This is a genomic window from Bacillus sp. FJAT-26390 (genome assembly GCF_001682865.1).
Classification (GTDB): domain Bacteria; phylum Bacillota; class Bacilli; order Paenibacillales; family Paenibacillaceae; genus Pristimantibacillus.
Genome location: NZ_MAQX01000006.1, coordinates 15,036 through 33,647, shown reverse-complemented (window position 1 = coordinate 33,647; position 18,612 = coordinate 15,036). Strand labels below are relative to the sequence as shown.

Sequence of the window (18,612 nt, the reverse complement as noted above, 5' to 3'; positions counted from 1 at the left end):
ATATGATAATCTATCAACCTGTTGCAAAAGACATTAGAGAGCTATCGCAGGTTTATGAGGAGAAAAAATAATAATGACCAATTACGAGCAGGAACTGCTTGATTTTATGAGAGAAACGGCTTATAAGCCGATGACGTACCAAGAGCTTGAGAAACATTTTGGTATTGTAGATGCAGCGGAGTTTAAGGAGTTCCTTAAACTGCTGAATAAGCTGGAGGACGAAGGGAAGGTCATTCGAACGCCAAATGATCACTACGGTGTGCCGGAACGAATGAATTTGCTGCGCGGCAAGCTGCAATCCCATGCAAAGGGCTTTGGCTTCCTTATTCCGGATGAGAAGGACCATGGCGACGTTTATTTGCATGCCAATGATCTGAAGAGCGCGATGAACGGCGATATCATTCTCGTTCGCGTTACTTCCAGAAGCGAGCACGGCGGACGGATGGAGGGCGAAGTCGTCCGAATTGTAGAGCGCGCCGTAACGCAAATCGTCGGAACGTTCGAGGACCATGAGGTCTATGCATTCGTAGTGCCGGATGATAAACGGATTAACCGTGATATCTTTATACCAAAGGGCGGTTATCAAGGGGCTGTATCCGGCCAGAAGGTAGTCGTGAAAATTGTATCGTACCCAGAAGGCCGTTCGGCAGCCGAAGGGGAAATTGTCGAAATTTTAGGACATAAGAATGATCCGGGCGTCGACATCCTGTCGATTATTCGCAAGCATCAGCTGCCGGAGGGTTTCCCGGATGAGGTTATGGCCGAAGCTGAAGCTGCGCCGGACTCGATTACGGATGAAGAAATTGTGGAGCAAGGCAGACGTGACCTGCGTGGCGAAGTAATCGTAACCATTGATGGCGAGGATGCGAAGGATCTAGATGATGCGGTACATGTGAAGCGTCTGGACAATGGCAACTATTTGCTTGGTGTACACATTGCAGACGTCGGCTATTACGTAAAAGAAAATTCGCAGCTTGACCAAGAAGCATACCGAAGAGGCTGCAGCGTGTATTTGGTTGACCGTGTCATTCCGATGCTGCCGCATCGTTTGTCGAATGGCATATGCTCGCTCAATCCGCAGGTCGATCGCCTTACGCTTTCTTGCGAGATGGAATTTGATGCGGATACGCTGAAGCGTGTGCGTCATGAAGTGTTTACGAGCGTAATCCGCACGAAAGAGCGTATGACGTATACGAATGTGAAGAAGATTTTGACGGCAAATGAAGAGGAGCCGCAAACGGAACTTAAAGAGCGGTATGCAGACCTCCTTGATATGTTTGGACTTATGGAGGACCTAGCGATGCGCTTGCGCGGCAAGCGAATGAAGCGCGGCGCGATCGACTTCGACTTCCAAGAATCAAAGGTTATCGTCGATGAGAACGGCAAAGCGGTTGATATTATAAAACGCGAGCGCTCGGTAGCTGAACAAATTATCGAGGAATTTATGCTCGTGGCGAACGAGACGGTAGCCGAGCATTTTCACTGGCTGCGCGTTCCTTTCCTTTACCGGATTCATGAAGATCCAAATCAGGAGAAGCTGCTTAATTTCGTACAGTTCGCTGCAAACTTCGGTTATACGGTAAAGGGCAAAGGCAATTCGGTTCATCCGAAGGCATTGCAAACGCTGCTTGAAGATATTCGCGGCACGAAGGAAGCGACCGTTATTTCGACGGTGATGCTGCGCTCGATGAAACAGGCCAAGTATGATGCAGAGAGCTTAGGGCACTTCGGCCTCGCGGCTGAGTTCTATTCACACTTTACATCGCCGATCCGCCGTTATCCCGATTTAGTGATCCACCGCGTTATTCGCGAGGTGCTGGACGGGGGCGGTCAGCTAACGGAAGCGCGCCACGAAGCTTTATCGGCTCGGATGCCGGAAATCGCGACACATTCATCAGAACGCGAACGGGTGGCGGTCGATGCGGAGCGCGATACGGAGCAGCTGAAAAAATGCGAATTCATGCTTGATAAGGTCGGCGAGGAATTCGAAGGCATTATTAGCAGCGTAACAAGCTTCGGCATGTTCATTGAGCTGGAGAATTCGGTCGAAGGGCTCATTCGTTTGAGCGATATGTCCGATGACTATTACAACTTCCACGAGCAGCATATGATCTTAGTTGGCGAGCGTACGTCTAAAGTTTACCGGATCGGCGATGAAGTGAAGATTCGTGTAACGCGCGTCAGCATGACGGAGCATACGATCGACTTTGAGCTTGTTGATATGAAGCCGCGCAGCGGCTATAAAGGCGTATCGGGTGCTGGCTTTGGCGGCGGAGATCGCGGCGGCAAGAGAGGCAGAAGCGATCGCGGCGGAAACGGCGACCGCGGCAAGGGCGGAGCAAGCGCCGGAGGACGCGGCGGCAAAAGCGACCGTCCAGCAGGCGCGGGCGGCAAAGGGCGTGGCGGAAGCCAAGGCGCGCCAAGCGAAGGCAGTCGCGGCGGCAAGGGGCGCGGCGGTAAGAGCGGCGGAGGCCGCGGTGGATTTGGCGGCGGCGTAGACCGCAGCGTAGTCGGCATTGTCGAGCAGGCGAATCCGTGGCGGCTCGATGCACCTGACAGCGGGCGCGGCGGAAGCAAGCGGCGCGGCCGGGGCGGCGCAGGCGGAGCCGGCGCTGGCGCGAGCGGCGGGAATGCGCCGGCGGAGCGTGGGCCGGGGCAAGAGGCGAGTGTGTCGCCGGGCCAAGGCAGTGAGCAGTCGCGCGGAAGCGGCCTCGGTGCGCGTACGGATATGTGGGGCTTGCCCATCCGCGGCGGCGGCGGGCAGGGCGGCAATGGCCGTGGAGCCGAGAAGCGGCGGAGCGAAGGCAGTGGCGGCGGTGCGAAGCGGAAGAATGCGACGCAGAGCGGTGTGTTTAACGGTGGCGAGCGGAAAGCGGAAGCGCCAAGCGTAGAGGGCAGTGAAAGCGGCGGCCAAGGGAAGAGCAAGCGGAAAAAGAAGAGCGGCAGCGGAGGCGGCGGGAACGCTACAGCAGCTTTTGTACGCAAGAAACGCAAATAAAATATAGGGTCGGCGACTTCCGTTCTATGGAATAATTGGAAGTCGCCGAGATCTGGATGTTATGGGAAAAGATATTTAAGCTCGTCACTTGCTTTTTAATTCTGGGTATAGTACACTCAAATCAATCGATAATATGAACCTGAATTCACATATTGAAAAGGGTATCATTATAGTCATGAAACCCTTTCCAATGTGTGAATTTTTTGTTTAAAGACAAACCAGGCGCATATTAATATTATTTTTTTGGAGGTTTTTACACATGCAACAAGGTACAGTTAAATGGTTTAACGCAGAAAAAGGTTTCGGCTTTATCGAAGTTGAAGGCGGCAACGATGTATTCGTACACTTCTCCGCAATCACTGGCGAAGGCTTCAAAACTCTTGAAGAAGGACAACGCGTAGAATTTAACGTTGTTCAAGGCAACCGTGGACCACAAGCAGAAAACGTTGTAAAGCTGTAGTAGCTTACGAACGTTGATAAAACCGCCTTTGACCTTAGGGTTGAGGGCGGTTTTTTTGTGTTCAAAATGGAGACAAGCCGCTCGAGTTGTTAATAATAGCATATCCTTATTTTAGCCAAATCAATACCGCTTCATGGAATAATAAATAGCGGGTTCAAGCAAAATAAGTTTAAGGATGCTTGGGTTAGATTGTAAGGCCAAACTACTGGTCGCCTTGATTTCCGTTCCAGAAGTTGTTACAATGAACACCAGTATAGTGCAACAATATAATAGTTTAATGAAGACGAGGTGACTAGCATGGGTAAGAAAAGTGACGGCAAGCAGCTCGCTCAGAACAAGAAGGCTTCCCATGACTATTTCATTGAGGAAACGTTCGAAGCAGGCATGGTGCTGCTGGGTACTGAAATTAAATCGCTGCGTAATGGCCGAGCGAACATAAGCGATGCGTTCGCGACGATACGCAACGGAGAAATTTTCATACACAATATGCACATCAGTCCGTTCGAGCAAGGGAATATTCATAATCCCACTGATCCAACGCGTGCTCGCAAGCTGTTGATGCATAAGGCTCAAATTCATAAGCTGTTTGGCTTGTCCAAGCAAGAAGGCTATGCGATTGTGCCTTTGAAGATTTATGTGCGTAATGGTTATGCGAAGCTATTGATTGGACTCGGTAAAGGTAAGAAGCAATATGACAAACGGGATACGGCAGCTAAGCGTGACGCTCAGCGCGATATCCAGCGTGTCCTTCGCGAGAAGCAGAAGGTTGCTCGCTAAACCTGTTATATTACCATGGAAGCTAGCGACCAATACTGCCAACAACAATTGTGCACGTAAGCTATCATTCGTGGTATACTAAGACAGTAGCAAACGCAACATAATCAAAGCAAGTGCATTCGTGCTATACAATCGGAACGGCCTGCCAGATAATTAATCTGACGGTTGATCCTTAATCCTAAAGCTTCAATTGAGCTAAACATTAGTGCCGAGCACCTTTTTTTATGAGTGGTGATTAGCAGCTAATCGTTTATGCAAAATTGGGGGCGTTTATGGATTCGACGGGGATTGTACGAGCGCGGGTTGCGGGTAGCAGGGAGTCGTCTGCTTCATCAACGCTAAAGCCTATTAAACGGCAAACAACAAACAAACTACGCTTTCGCAGCCTAAGAAACTGTGTGCGTGCTTCTACCCAGCATCGTCCATGTGACTGGAATAGGGGCTAACAAGTAGTGGAATACGCTGTCTCATCTCCGCCTGGGGTGAGCTGAAGAAGATAATCAGGCTGACCTTAGCGAAAGCCGGTTACGGGGCGTTTGCTTGGGTGACATCAAAACTGTGACTACACCCGTAGAAGCCTGTGTGGCGTGATCTTCGGACAGGGGTTCAAATCCCCTCGCCTCCACCAAACCATGAAAAAAGACACCGTGTCAGGTGTCTTTTTTGCGTTTCAAGGAGCAGATAGAGACTCTTTGCCGTATTAAGATTTATAGCTTTATAGTCATTCATTTTGAGTCGCAACGAAGAGTTGGAGATTATAAAAAAATTCCATTAAAAACATTCATTCTCCCCTGAAGACAATATGGTAGAAGTTTGAAGGAGAATAAAGAAATCTGTCGAATGAAGTCTATATAGGTGTCTGTCTATAGATTGCACAGAAGTTTAAAGGAATGAGGTCAAATTATTAATTTGGAGTTTTGACTTCATTAAACGACCTACAGATTATTCTATAGAAATGAAAGGGAAGTGAAGTATTATCAGTATAATCGTTTTTTACATAGCGGTGCTTGTACTCTCTCTAGCTTATTTAAACTCGGAAAATAGACTAGCAGAGCCGAATAATACAAAAACCTTGCCCATCATTAAATTAGTTTATTTTACTGTAGGTATTGCTTTCGTGAGTCCATTGTTCACATTGGGGATAAGCCGTTTGTATGGCACCGAATTGGAAAAAGCAGGTCCTGTCGGTGATTGGTTGGCGGGCTCGACTGTACCATTTTTTACGTTTGCCACTTTCATTACAGCGTACATGGCTTATTCTAATCAAAAGAAAGAGTTAGCACATTCACGGGATATTATAAGTCAGCAAACAAGATCTATCGAAATTCAAAGGTTTGAAAATACACTCTTTATTTTGTTAAACGAGATGCAAAAACATCATGATCAAGTTGTGCTTGAGTATAAAAAATCCCCAATTATCCCTATAGAGCATATGTACTCAGAGGCACTTGAATCTATGCGCTCAAGCCTTAGAATTACTCTCCTAAAACAAGCCTCAATTCGTAAAAGAATTGAATACCTTATTCAAGGTCATCGAATTAATGAAGAACGAAGGGAATACGAATTTTATATTCGTATTAGAAGGAATTACGTTAATAAGTTTAAGAACCATGCACTGTTCAATAGTGTCTATTTAGAGCATCTTGCCAATTACTTAATTAATATATTTGATCTAATGGAACGATATAATTTAACAAGTGAGGAGTATAAATATTATACAGGACTCTTTTCGATCTATTTATCAGAGGAGGCGTTATTATTAGCCATATATTACTCATTAATTAGGTATGGATCGGATAATCTATTTTTGTACATGTTTAAATACAAAATATTTGACAAGTTAAAATCGAATAAAGCTATCAATAGTCAGTTTGATTATACACTGTTTATTTCCTTAGCAAATTTCTTAACGAAAACCAGATTAGCTTAAATGATTATTGGAGGGTCGGGGCGTTTGCTTGGGTGACATCAAAACTGTGACTACACCCGTAGAAGCCTGTGTGGCGTGATCTTCGGACAGGGGTTCAAATCCCCTCGCCTCCACCAAACCATGAAAAAAGACACCGTGTCAGGTGTCTTTTTTGCGTTTCAAGGAGCAGATAGAGACTCTTTGCCGTATTAAGATTTATAGCTTTATAGTCATTCATTTTGAGTCGCAACGAAGAGTTGGAGATTATAAAAAAATTCCATTAAAAACATTCATTCTCCCCTGAAGACAATATGGTAGAAGTTTGAAGGAGAATAAAGAAATCTGTCGAATGAAGTCTATATAGGTGTCTGTCTATAGATTGCACAGAAGTTTAAAGGAATGAGGTCAAATTATTAATTTGGAGTTTTGACTTCATTAAACGACCTACAGATTATTCTATAGAAATGAAAGGGAAGTGAAGTATTATCAGTATAATCGTTTTTTACATAGCGGTGCTTGTACTCTCTCTAGCTTATTTAAACTCGGAAAATAGACTAGCAGAGCCGAATAATACAAAAACCTTGCCCATCATTAAATTAGTTTATTTTACTGTAGGTATTGCTTTCGTGAGTCCATTGTTCACATTGGGGATAAGCCGTTTGTATGGCACCGAATTGGAAAAAGCAGGTCCTGTCGGTGATTGGTTGGCGGGCTCGACTGTACCATTTTTTACGTTTGCCACTTTCATTACAGCGTACATGGCTTATTCTAATCAAAAGAAAGAGTTAGCACATTCACGGGATATTATAAGTCAGCAAACAAGATCTATCGAAATTCAAAGGTTTGAAAATACACTCTTTATTTTGTTAAACGAGATGCAAAAACATCATGATCAAGTTGTGCTTGAGTATAAAAAATCCCCAATTATCCCTATAGAGCATATGTACTCAGAGGCACTTGAATCTATGCGCTCAAGCCTTAGAATTACTCTCCTAAAACAAGCCTCAATTCGTAAAAGAATTGAATACCTTATTCAAGGTCATCGAATTAATGAAGAACGAAGGGAATACGAATTTTATATTCGTATTAGAAGGAATTACGTTAATAAGTTTAAGAACCATGCACTGTTCAATAGTGTCTATTTAGAGCATCTTGCCAATTACTTAATTAATATATTTGATCTAATGGAACGATATAATTTAACAAGTGAGGAGTATAAATATTATACAGGACTCTTTTCGATCTATTTATCAGAGGAGGCGTTATTATTAGCCATATATTACTCATTAATTAGGTATGGATCGGATAATCTATTTTTGTACATGTTTAAATACAAAATATTTGACAAGTTAAAATCGAATAAAGCTATCAATAGTCAGTTTGATTATACACTGTTTATTTCCTTAGCAAATTTCTTAACGAAAACCAGATTAGCTTAAATGATTATTGGAGGGTAGGGGCGTTTGCTTGGGTGACATCAAAACTGTGACTACACCCGTAGAAGCCTGTGTGGCGTGATCTTCGGACAGGGGTTCAAATCCCCTCGCCTCCATTCCCACCATGGAAAACCCGACCTCATGAGGTCGGGTTTTTGAGCTGAGTAATCTTAATTGCAGCCTGCCAACACGATCGGATGAACACAATGTGGGCATCAGCGAACATGACCCCCAAGTCAGAATCGGTGTTCATGGAGCGTTTCTATTTCCATGTTTTTATCCATAAAACCAGATATATGAGCGCAAATAGATTGTAAATAAAAAAAGTTCCCATAAATCTCTAATAAAAGAGATAGTGGGAACATTCATTTATACTTCAATAATAATGGGGAGAATCATTGGTCTTCTCTTTGTTTTAGCAAATAGATACTTGCTGACTGATTCCTTGATTCTATGTTTTAGAATAGACCACTTTCCATCGTTTCCATTCTCCTGTAGTTCGTCTATCGTTTTAATCACTAATCGACCAACTTCGCCCAATAGAGCTTCAGACTCTCTAACGTAGACGAAGCCGCGGCTAATGATATCGGGGCCGGATAGTATTGAACCTTCAATACGGCTTAGTGTAAAGACTACCACAAGGATTCCGTCCTCTGCTAGGTGTTTGCGGTCACGTAATACGACGGTTCCAATGTCTCCAATTCCCAAACCATCGACTAGCGTATTTCCAGCAGGTATTCTACGTGTCTGCTGTATACTTCCTTGTTCGATATCAAGGACGTCGCCATTATTTAAAATATAGATATGGTTGCTCTCGACGCCTACCGATTCAGCTAATTTCCGGTGTTGGTAAAGCATTCGATATTCTCCATGGATGGGAATAAAGTACTTTGGTTTCATTAGAGTAAGCATAAGCTTAAGTTCTTCTTGGCTGCCATGTCCGGATACATGCATGCCTGTAGCCACACCCGAGCCATGAATGACGTGTGCGCCTAACAAATATAAATGATCCAACATGTTCGCAACATTTCTTTCATTACCTGGAATTGGAGAGGATGCCAAAATGACCGTATCCCCAGGTAATATTTCGGCATGAGGATAGGTCGAGCTAGCAAGACGGGAGAGTGCAGCCATCGGTTCTCCTTGGCTTCCTGTACAAAGCACAACTACCCTTTCACGAGCAAGCTCATAGGCTTCCTTCGATTCGATTAGCATGCCTTCGGGTATATTTATATAGCCTAGCTCAAGTGCAATTGTCACCACATTAACCATGCTTCTACCAAGCAATAGCAGCTTGCGATTGGTAAGGATAGCTGCATCAACAACTTGCTGCAGGCGATTAATATTAGAAGCGAATGTTGACAAGAAAATTTTATTTTGAGCTTTCTGAAAGGCTTCTTCAATTCGCTCCCCGACTAACTTCTCTGACGGGGTAAAACCTGGCCGCTCGGCATTCGTACTCTCGGAAAGCAAAGCAAGAACACCTTTTTCACCAATGCCCGCCATTCTATGTATATCGGGGAATTGTTTGTTGGAAGGAGACAGGTCAAATTTAAAGTCTCCGGTATGAACAACTGTACCTAATGGTGTATTAAAAACTACACCAACACAATCGGGGATGCTGTGATTTGTTCTGAAAAAAGATAGCTTTATATTTCCTAAATCCACGGATGAGTCTGATTGAATTTCATGAAGGATAGTATCTCTTAGGCGGTGCTCTTTCAATTTTCCTTTAATTAAGCCTAGAGTCAACCGTGTCCCATATATAGGTATATTTAATTGCTTTAAAATATAGGGGATTCCGCCAATGTGATCCTCATGGCCATGGGTAACCACTAACGCACGAACTTTATCTTTATTATTCAATAAATAGGAGATGTCAGGAACAATTAGATCTATCCCTAAAAGGCTTTCATCAGGAAATTTCGAACCGCAATCGATGACGACAATATCGTCAGCGTATTGTAAAACATACATGTTTTTTCCAATTTCATACACACCGCCGAGGGCGAAGATTGAGAGTCTGTTGTTTTCAATATTCTCTTTATTCACGACTGTTTCCTCCGATTCCTTTATTAAAGCACATCTTATTATGTTCATTGTGTTTAGTTAGTATGTGGGGAGAATGCTTGCAGGTTATAAAGATGAATTTCAATTACGATAAATAAAAACGATTGTAATGCGGATCTAGGTTAAAAAAATAAAACCCTGCATACGAGCTATACAGGGTTTTATGCGTGTTGCCTAATGGTGTCTGGAGAGCTGGTTCATTTCTTGTAAATTAATTCATGCATTCATATCGTAAAGCCCAGGACTATGTTCACTCGGTAATTCTGGTAAAAAAGGTAATGGAAAACCTTCGGGAGGCTGCACAACTTCCAAATTACCATTGTTTCGGCTAGGTGTTTGTCCGCTGAATATTTCTCCGATTCGCGTCGGATCCAAACGAAAATTAAATTGAGCGTTATGGTAACCCAACTCAACATATTTACGGCATTCCGGGTATTTGTTTATATCGTAATTCGGAACGGGAAATAAATTGCCCCAATCGACGCCAAGCGTTTCTAGAGCCTTAGCAAATGCGTTCTGATGTGCATTATCACGCACCATAAGAAAGGCTAATGTTTCCCGAAACGTCTTATTTGAACTCATTTCATAAATTCTTGATTTTTGTAAAACCCCAGTAGACTCAAGAACCACATTATCCAATAAATCACTGATTAGATTACCGTGATTATACACGTAATTGCCCAGCCATGGATTACCTGCAGCATCGACAGGCAAAGAGCTTTGGGCACCAACGATATAGTGGTGAGGATTAGCGAGTTTAACGGCTTCATCAAGAGGGGCGGAGTCAACACCGATATTACCAGGTAGCTCCCCTCCGGAACCGTTTAATAATTGGTTAATTGTATGTTGAACTAGTTCAACATGGCTTATTTCCTCTAGAAACACACCACGGATTAAATCACGGTATTGTGTAGCATTACCGCGAAAGTTGCTGCTCTGAAAAAAGTACTGCATCATTGTACGCATTTCGCCAAATTGCCCGCCAAGCGTTTCTTGTAAAACCTTGGCTGCTGCTGGATCAGGTTTGTCCACTACAATGTTGTTGATTAAGTCTTCTTTATAGAAGTACATATAACCTCATTCCATACATTCTTTGCATGAAAATACAAAGGACATATAATTAGTGTGATTAGTGTGAATAGTGATTTACACCAAATGGTTGCTGATTATTCATATTTGAATAGGCATTTATCTGCGAGTTAGTTGTTTGTGCATGTGAAATTTGATTGCAGATATTGGAGATTTGTTGTAATTGTTGTAGTGCCGTTTGATGTCCTTGTAAGGCTGTTTGAATTATTTGTGCAGCTTGTTGTTCACGTTGAGCGATTTGCTCAAGTAGTTTCGCGTTATTTAGCTCTTGATTTAATAACTGTTGATATTGACCTGATGCTTGTTGCGTTTGGTTTACCAATTGTTGAATGAGTTGTTCTGCATGTGCGATTTGTTGAGAAATTTGGTTATTTGGTTGAAATTGATTCATTGTATTGTCTCCTTCTTTTTAGTAATTTTTTTTTTCTTGAATATTGTTCCTTAGAACCAAAAATATATACAAAGAGATTTTTTATTGATTAATAGCTACCAATACATAAAAAAGCTGCATATTCGAATTAAATCGAGATGCAGCATTAGGGAGTGAAACGTTATGTATTTTATCCCAGGGAGGAAATTTAATACTTTGACCCAATAAATCATTTCAATTTAATACAGTTTTGTTTAGAACAAAATTGTCGTAGCCCATCCCAATTCCCCCATAAACATCCTTTACAATTATTGGGCTGTTTTGGTTTGAAATATGTATTTTTCATCAATTTATATTTTCCTCCCACATAATTTCAGCTCCTAATTTGAAAATAATATATCCAACTTTATTTTTTGTATCCAAAATTTATTATAGCGTCTTGATAAAATAAGAAAAATCCTATCCCAAAGGGATAGGATTTACATTAGACTTTAACAGTTTCAGGCCTTTTGATTTGTAATGGAGGAGGAATAAGCCACCCCTTATCTTTACTCATCTCAAGTATTTTTAAGCCTAATGCTGTTTTTGTAATATGGTATTTTGCAAACAAANTCCTATCCCAAAGGGATAGGATTTACATTAGACTTTAACAGTTTCAGGCCTTTTGATTTGTAATGGAGGAGGAATAAGCCACCCCTTATCTTTACTCATCTCAAGTATTTTTAAGCCTAATGCTGTTTTTGTAATATGGTATTTTGCAAACAAAGCGCCAATATCCTCCCTTATGGATTGACCCATAACTTGACTACAAGCTACTAACCCCATCGAAGTGTCAGCTGCAATCTTAGCTGAAATTTCGGGATCTGTAAATCTTGCACCTACAGGGATATCTTCAAGTTTTACTGACGGTCTTTCAGGCATTACTGGAGTGGCAGCAATCCCGTTATCAGTAAGCAATGCATCTAGTTCCTTAATTTCAAGTTTTGCTTGATCAATGAGTGCGTCCAGCACCTTTTTAAGTTCTTTGTCGCCGGCGTGGTTTAAATAAGCTTGATAGCAAGATACAGCGCCTTTTGCCACCGTAGAAGCTTGCCAAACACTAAATACTTCACCGTAATGCATGGGTTCATCTTTTGGATTGCCGTTTAATATTCCCATTTAGTAATGCTCCTTTTATTCTTAATTTTGACTCGGTTAATATGTCTCCGAGTGGAGATAAATATTACATGGTACTTAATAGCATAAAGGAATCTGTTGAAGATATTTTTTTTCTGAGTTTGTAATCGCACACAAATACCTACCCCCAGTGATAACTGGGGGTGTTTGTGTGATCTAATTCAACACTTAAGCACGATCGCGATCTCGAGCACGATTTCTAGCTCCTGCTAAACCAAGTAAACCTAAGAGACCAAGCCAACCCCAATCAAAACCATCATCATCTGTTGTTGCATTTGTTCTGTAGTTATTTGCGTTCATTGTAGTTCCGTTATTTGAACGGTCATAACTTTCTGCAGATACAGGAATAGCCGAAAACATCATGATACAACCGATTAAGCTAATAACTATCATCACTCTCTTCATTTTAATACCCCATTCACTTTTTGGAATTAAAAACAACTTTATTTTTTGTTTCAATGCAAATATTTATACATTTGGTCAACAGACATTATTTAACCTTATCGAACAAATATCAAGATATTAGGAGGAAATAAAGATAAATAAAAATGTAAGGAATGACATAAGACAAGATTTGTCCGCCTTGGTTAATAGCGATCACATTAGCTAATACTTTGAAGGGGAATGTGTGACAGCACTTCCTGTAATTTTCAAGTGACAAGAACATAGTCAAAACGGAATTTGACGATGTCGTGTACTTGGAAGTAAAAACCATCCCATGAGAGAGAGTGAAACTGGTGATAACACCTGAACCGATAGAGTTGCAGTACATAAAACGACTAAGTGACGAAGAGAATACTCTGATCGAAGCGCTAAGGACGATCCATATGCCTCCAGCTGCTGCTTTGCTATTGGTTAGGAACGAGCTGAAGGGACCGTTGGCAAACGGGCCAATGGCTGAGATTCTGGATGGGTTCTTGGCGAAGCATACAGAAAGAGGTACTAATTAATGAGGTAAAACAGGGAAGGAGTCAATTTCGGATAACTGAGGATACTGCTCGTTTACAGTTAGAAGTGACCAGAAGTAGTTGCTCAAATTGAGTGTAGCCACGATGGCTGTTGTGCTCAAATTGTTCCTGTAGAGAGTGATATTACATTCGATTCATATGGTATTATTTGACATGAAATTTATGAGTGTTTTAAGTCTTACAGAAAAGGGCCTTTTGGAGTGAGAATGTACTGAGAAAATATTCTGTATTTAAGGGGCGGCGGGCCCCCTCGCCTCCACCAATACCATGAAAAACCCGACCTCGTGAGGTCGGGTTTTGATTTCTTATTCATGTTAAGGCACTTCTTTTCTTAAGCTACACCAGCTAATAGCTTGTCAACATTACCAGCAAAACAACTCGAGAACTTGTGTTATATTGATTAATGAACATGCCAAACAACCCTCCAATTTGAGTGGTGTTGGAAGGTTATATCATCAATTGTCTACTATGCTGGACGGAATGAGTTCTTACTTTTTAATATGGCATACAACCAGTGAACTAACTTATTCGCACACGCCACTAAAGCCACTTTGTGAGGTTTTCCTGCAGCTCTTTTGCGTTCGTAAAACTCTTTAATTCGAGTGTTGCGAGAGCGGATTAGTCCACACTGTACCGCCATAACTAGTGCGTATCTAAGCTGTCTGGAACCACGTTTAGTGATTCGATTACGTGTTGCTGTAACTTGCCAGAAGCAAAAACGCTGAGGTCTATTCCTGCAAAGGTAACCAGTTTCTTTGGATGATCAAATCTGTCGACTTCTCCAATTTCCGCTAAAATTGTTGCAGCAATTTTAGGGCCAATACCGGGAATNAAAGAGATTTTTTATTGATTAATAGCTACCAATACATAAAAAAGCTGCATATTCGAATTAAATCGAGATGCAGCATTAGGGAGTGAAACGTTATGTATTTTATCCCAGGGAGGAAATTTAATACTTTGACCCAATAAATCATTTCAATTTAATACAGTTTTGTTTAGAACAAAATTGTCGTAGCCCATCCCAATTCCCCCATAAACATCCTTTACAATTATTGGGCTGTTTTGGTTTGAAATATGTATTTTTCATCAATTTATATTTTCCTCCCACATAATTTCAGCTCCTAATTTGAAAATAATATATCCAACTTTATTTTTTGTATCCAAAATTTATTATAGCGTCTTGATAAAATAAGAAAAATCCTATCCCAAAGGGATAGGATTTACATTAGACTTTAACAGTTTCAGGCCTTTTGATTTGTAATGGAGGAGGAATAAGCCACCCCTTATCTTTACTCATCTCAAGTATTTTTAAGCCTAATGCTGTTTTTGTAATATGGTATTTTGCAAACAAAGCGCCAATATCCTCCCTTATGGATTGACCCATAACTTGACTACAAGCTACTAACCCCATCGAAGTGTCAGCTGCAATCTTAGCTGAAATTTCGGGATCTGTAAATCTTGCACCTACAGGGATATCTTCAAGTTTTACTGACGGTCTTTCAGGCATTACTGGAGTGGCAGCAATCCCGTTATCAGTAAGCAATGCATCTAGTTCCTTAATTTCAAGTTTTGCTTGATCAATGAGTGCGTCCAGCACCTTTTTAAGTTCTTTGTCGCCGGCGTGGTTTAAATAAGCTTGATAGCAAGATATAGAACCTTTTGCCACCGTAGAAGCTTGCCAAACACTAAATACTTCACCGTAATGCATGGGTTCATCTTTTGGATTGCCGTTTAATATTCCCATTTAGTAATGCTCCTTTTATTCTTAATTTTGACTCGGTTAATATGTCTCCGAGTGGAGATAAATATTACATGGTACTTAATAGCATAAAGGAATCTGTTGAAGATATTTTTTTTCTGAGTTTGTAATCGCACACAAATACCTACCCCCAGTGATAACTGGGGGTGTTTGTGTGATCTAATTCAACACTTAAGCACGATCGCGATCTCGAGCACGATTTCTAGCTCCTGCTAAACCAAGTAAACCTAAGAGACCAAGCCAACCCCAATCAAAACCATCATCATCTGTTGTTGCATTTGTTCTGTAGTTATTTGCGTTCATTGTAGTTCCGTTATTTGAACGGTCATAACTTTCTGCAGATACAGGAATAGCCGAAAACATCATGATACAACCGATTAAGCTAATAACTATCATCACTCTCTTCATTTTAATACCCCATTCACTTTTTGGAATTAAAAACAACTTTATTTTTTGTTTCAATGCAAATATTTATACATTTGGTCAACAGACATTATTTAACCTTATCGAACAAATATCAAGATATTAGGAGGAAATAAAGATAAATAAAAATGTAAGGAATGACATAAGACAAGATTTGTCCGCCTTGGTTAATAGCGATCACATTAGCTAATACTTTGAAGGGGAATGTGTGACAGCACTTCCTGTAATTTTCAAGTGACAAGAACATAGTCAAAACGGAATTTGACGATGTCGTGTACTTGGAAGTAAAAACCATCCCATGAGAGAGAGTGAAACTGGTGATAACACCTGAACCGATAGAGTTGCAGTACATAAAACGACTAAGTGACGAAGAGAATACTCTGATCGAAGCGCTAAGGACGATCCATATGCCTCCAGCTGCTGCTTTGCTATTGGTTAGGAACGAGCTGAAGGGACCGTTGGCAAACGGGCCAATGGCTGAGATTCTGGATGGGTTCTTGGCGAAGCATACAGAAAGAGGTACTAATTAATGAGGTAAAACAGGGAAGGAGTCAATTTCGGATAACTGAGGATACTGCTCGTTTACAGTTAGAAGTGACCAGAAGTAGTTGCTCAAATTGAGTGTAGCCACGATGGCTGTTGTGCTCAAATTGTTCCTGTAGAGAGTGATATTACATTCGATTCATATGGTATTATTTGACATGAAATTTATGAGTGTTTTAAGTCTTACAGAAAAGGGCCTTTTGGAGTGAGAATGTACTGAGAAAATATTCTGTATTTAAGGGGCGGCGGGCCCCCTCGCCTCCACCAATACCATGAAAAACCCGACCTCGTGAGGTCGGGTTTTGATTTCTTATTCATGTTAAGGCACTTCTTTTCTTAAGCTACACCAGCTAATAGCTTGTCAACATTACCAGCAAAACAACTCGAGAACTTGTGTTATATTGATTAATGAACATGCCAAACAACCCTCCAATTTGAGTGGTGTTGGAAGGTTATATCATCAATTGTCTACTATGCTGGACGGAATGAGTTCTTACTTTTTAATATGGCATACAACCAGTGAACTAACTTATTCGCACACGCCACTAAAGCCACTTTGTGAGGTTTTCCTGCAGCTCTTTTGCGTTCGTAAAACTCTTTAATTCGAGTGTTGCGAGAGCGGATTAGTCCACACTGTACCGCCATAACTAGTGCGTATCTAAGCTGTCTGGAACCACGTTTAGTGATTCGATTACGTGTTGCTGTAACTTGCCAGAAGCAAAAACGCTGAGGTCTATTCCTGCAAAGGTAACCAGTTTCTTTGGATGATCAAATCTGTCGACTTCTCCAATTTCCGCTAAAATTGTTGCAGCAATTTTAGGGCCAATACCGGGAATCGACTGGATTAATTCATACTCTTCAATCTCAGTAGCCAGGGCATCTATGGTCTGTTCCAACTCAGAAAGATGCTCCTGGTACTGAAGAATAAGGCTGATCAAGATCTTAAGATTAATCAAGTGGCTCGCATACATCGTTTGCTGAAATGGGTTTTGTTTTGCGGCATCGAGCAACCGTTGAACTCGTTCGTTAATCCACCTTTCTGATCGCCCATGTTTTGAAGATAGAAGAGTATTGATTGTAATTTTTAATGTCTCTTCACTGACTTCCAGAACTGAGGATGAAGTCGGAAATTCATGTAAGAAGCGAAGGGACACGTTAGCATACATAGCCCCGAAAACACCTTTGTACGCTGGGAAAACTTGATCCAGAACGGCTTGGAATTGAAGCTTCGTCTGCACGCACATCTTGGAGAAGGACTCGTATTGTCGCGTCAGATCACGCATATTAAGCAGTTGCACACCTCTTTTTTTGAATGGTTCGAATTCCTCCCTATAGTAAAGCTCGCCCAGAAGATAAGCGCCAGCAGCATCCGTTTTCACTTTACGAAGATTGGTTTTTCGAAGCCGATTAGAAATGAGCGGATTGATAACGAAAAATAAATAGTGATACTCCTCTAGAAATTGGACAACAGGGCTTTGATAGTGCCCGGTTGCTTCCAGAATCACTGTAGGTCGATGACCTGATTCATGTTCGATGTCATGAATAACTTGAAGCAATATCTCGAGACCATCCCGTGTATGTTCGAAATGGAATATCTCGCGGTATGGTTTTCCTCGATCTAAGAAAGCTTGTCCGTGGCTTTCTTCTTTAGAAATGTCTAGCCCTATAACAGGGTTCATTTTTTCACTCCTCGAAGTAGATTTACCGGCAGCCCCTATGAACCTCCTTGTCGCTCCACAGCATCGCATGAGATACGGGATCCACGTCCCANTATTCTTAATTTTGACTCGGTTAATATGTCTCCGAGTGGAGATAAATATTACATGGTACTTAATAGCATAAAGGAATCTGTTGAAGATATTTTTTTTCTGAGTTTGTAATCGCACACAAATACCTACCCCCAGTGATAACTGGGGGTGTTTGTGTGATCTAATTCAACACTTAAGCACGATCGCGATCTCGAGCACGATTTCTAGCTCCTGCTAAACCAAGTAAACCTAAGAGACCAAGCCAACCCCAATCAAAACCATCATCATCTGTTGTTGCATTTGTTCTGTAGTTATTTGCGTTCATTGTAGTTCCGTTATTTGAACGGTCATAACTTTCTGCAGATACAGGAATAGCCGAAAACATCATGATACAACCGATTAAGCTAATAACTATCATCACTCTCTTCATTTTAATACCCCATTCACTTTTTGGAATTAAAAACAACTTTATTTTTTGTTTCAATGCAAATATTTATACATTTGGTCAACAGACATTATTTAACCTTATCGAACAAATATCAAGATATTAGGAGGAAATAAAGATAAATAAAAATGTAAGGAATGACATAAGACAAGATTTGTCCGCCTTGGTTAATAGCGATCACATTAGCTAATACTTTGAAGGGGAATGTGTGACAGCACTTCCTGTAATTTTCAAGTGACAAGAACATAGTCAAAACGGAATTTGACGATGTCGTGTACTTGGAAGTAAAAACCATCCCATGAGAGAGAGTGAAACTGGTGATAACACCTGAACCGATAGAGTTGCAGTACATAAAACGACTAAGTGACGAAGAGAATACTCTGATCGAAGCGCTAAGGACGATCCATATGCCTCCAGCTGCTGCTTTGCTATTGGTTAGGA

General features: G+C 41.4%; 13 protein-coding genes, 1 other RNA gene and 3 pseudogenes. 6 read left to right on the top strand and 11 right to left on the bottom strand.

Translation table 11 applies throughout. From position 1 onward, the window contains the following. Positions 1-73: 73 nt before the first annotated feature. The 6 genes from rnr (at position 74) to A7975_RS10705 (ending at position 7,583) form a co-directional block, all read left to right on the top strand. Positions 74-2,998, top strand: coding sequence for a ribonuclease R (gene rnr / locus A7975_RS10730; RefSeq protein ID WP_483295915.1), 2,925 nt, complete (start codon positions 74-76; stop codon positions 2,996-2,998). A 259-nt stretch (positions 2,999-3,257) separates the two neighbouring features. Then, on the top strand, positions 3,258-3,458 hold the full coding sequence (locus A7975_RS10725) for a cold-shock protein (protein ID WP_028609190.1): 201 nt from the start codon (positions 3,258-3,260) through the stop codon (positions 3,456-3,458). A 297-nt stretch (positions 3,459-3,755) separates the two neighbouring features. After that, complete coding sequence (smpB, locus tag A7975_RS10720) at positions 3,756-4,235, top strand: SsrA-binding protein SmpB (RefSeq protein ID WP_053373226.1); 480 nt, start codon at positions 3,756-3,758, stop codon at positions 4,233-4,235. A gap of 262 nt (positions 4,236-4,497) precedes the next feature. After that, positions 4,498-4,863: a transfer-messenger RNA gene (gene ssrA, locus A7975_RS10715) on the top strand. A 522-nt stretch (positions 4,864-5,385) separates the two neighbouring features. Next, on the top strand, positions 5,386-6,165 hold the full coding sequence (locus A7975_RS10710; protein ID WP_065385157.1) for a hypothetical protein: 780 nt from the start codon (positions 5,386-5,388) through the stop codon (positions 6,163-6,165). 638 nt (positions 6,166-6,803) lie between these two features. Continuing rightward, positions 6,804-7,583 (top strand): hypothetical protein, encoded by a 780-nt coding sequence (locus A7975_RS10705; RefSeq protein WP_065385157.1) that lies wholly within the window; start codon positions 6,804-6,806, stop codon positions 7,581-7,583. Positions 7,584-7,949: 366 nt separating this feature from the next. On the opposite strand, the gene A7975_RS10700 is transcribed toward A7975_RS10705, so the two are convergent. From A7975_RS10700 to A7975_RS33015, 11 genes and pseudogenes are all read right to left on the bottom strand, one after another. Beyond that, positions 7,950-9,632 (bottom strand): ribonuclease J, encoded by a 1,683-nt coding sequence (locus A7975_RS10700; RefSeq protein ID WP_255314259.1) that lies wholly within the window; start codon positions 9,630-9,632, stop codon positions 7,950-7,952. A gap of 234 nt (positions 9,633-9,866) precedes the next feature. Beyond that, the gene (locus A7975_RS10695) at positions 9,867-10,721 is read right to left on the bottom strand and encodes a manganese catalase family protein (RefSeq protein WP_053373224.1); all 855 of its coding nucleotides are present in this window, start codon (positions 10,719-10,721) and stop codon (positions 9,867-9,869) included. Between the two features lie 58 nt (positions 10,722-10,779). Next, the gene (locus A7975_RS10690; protein ID WP_053373223.1) at positions 10,780-11,130 is read right to left on the bottom strand and encodes a hypothetical protein; all 351 of its coding nucleotides are present in this window, start codon (positions 11,128-11,130) and stop codon (positions 10,780-10,782) included. Between the two features lie 463 nt (positions 11,131-11,593). Next, positions 11,594-11,720, bottom strand: a pseudogene (locus tag A7975_RS35640) (DUF3231 family protein); the annotation flags it as partial. 28 nt (positions 11,721-11,748) lie between these two features. After that, positions 11,749-12,267, bottom strand: coding sequence for a DUF3231 family protein (locus A7975_RS10685; protein ID WP_065385156.1), 519 nt, complete (start codon positions 12,265-12,267; stop codon positions 11,749-11,751). 186 nt (positions 12,268-12,453) lie between these two features. Beyond that, on the bottom strand, positions 12,454-12,690 hold the full coding sequence (locus A7975_RS33035; RefSeq protein WP_082198134.1) for a WGxxGxxG family protein: 237 nt from the start codon (positions 12,688-12,690) through the stop codon (positions 12,454-12,456). A gap of 1,029 nt (positions 12,691-13,719) precedes the next feature. After that, positions 13,720-14,084 (bottom strand): annotated as a pseudogene (locus A7975_RS33635) (transposase); the annotation flags it as partial. A 394-nt stretch (positions 14,085-14,478) separates the two neighbouring features. Then, positions 14,479-14,997, bottom strand: a complete 519-nt coding sequence (locus A7975_RS10675) for a DUF3231 family protein (protein ID WP_065385155.1) — start codon at positions 14,995-14,997, stop codon at positions 14,479-14,481. Between the two features lie 186 nt (positions 14,998-15,183). Next, complete coding sequence (locus tag A7975_RS33020; protein ID WP_082198134.1) at positions 15,184-15,420, bottom strand: WGxxGxxG family protein; 237 nt, start codon at positions 15,418-15,420, stop codon at positions 15,184-15,186. Between the two features lie 1,029 nt (positions 15,421-16,449). Next, positions 16,450-17,657, bottom strand: a pseudogene (locus tag A7975_RS10665) (IS110 family RNA-guided transposase). A gap of 262 nt (positions 17,658-17,919) precedes the next feature. After that, positions 17,920-18,156, bottom strand: coding sequence for a WGxxGxxG family protein (locus tag A7975_RS33015; RefSeq protein ID WP_082198134.1), 237 nt, complete (start codon positions 18,154-18,156; stop codon positions 17,920-17,922). Positions 18,157-18,612: the final 456 nt, after the last annotated feature.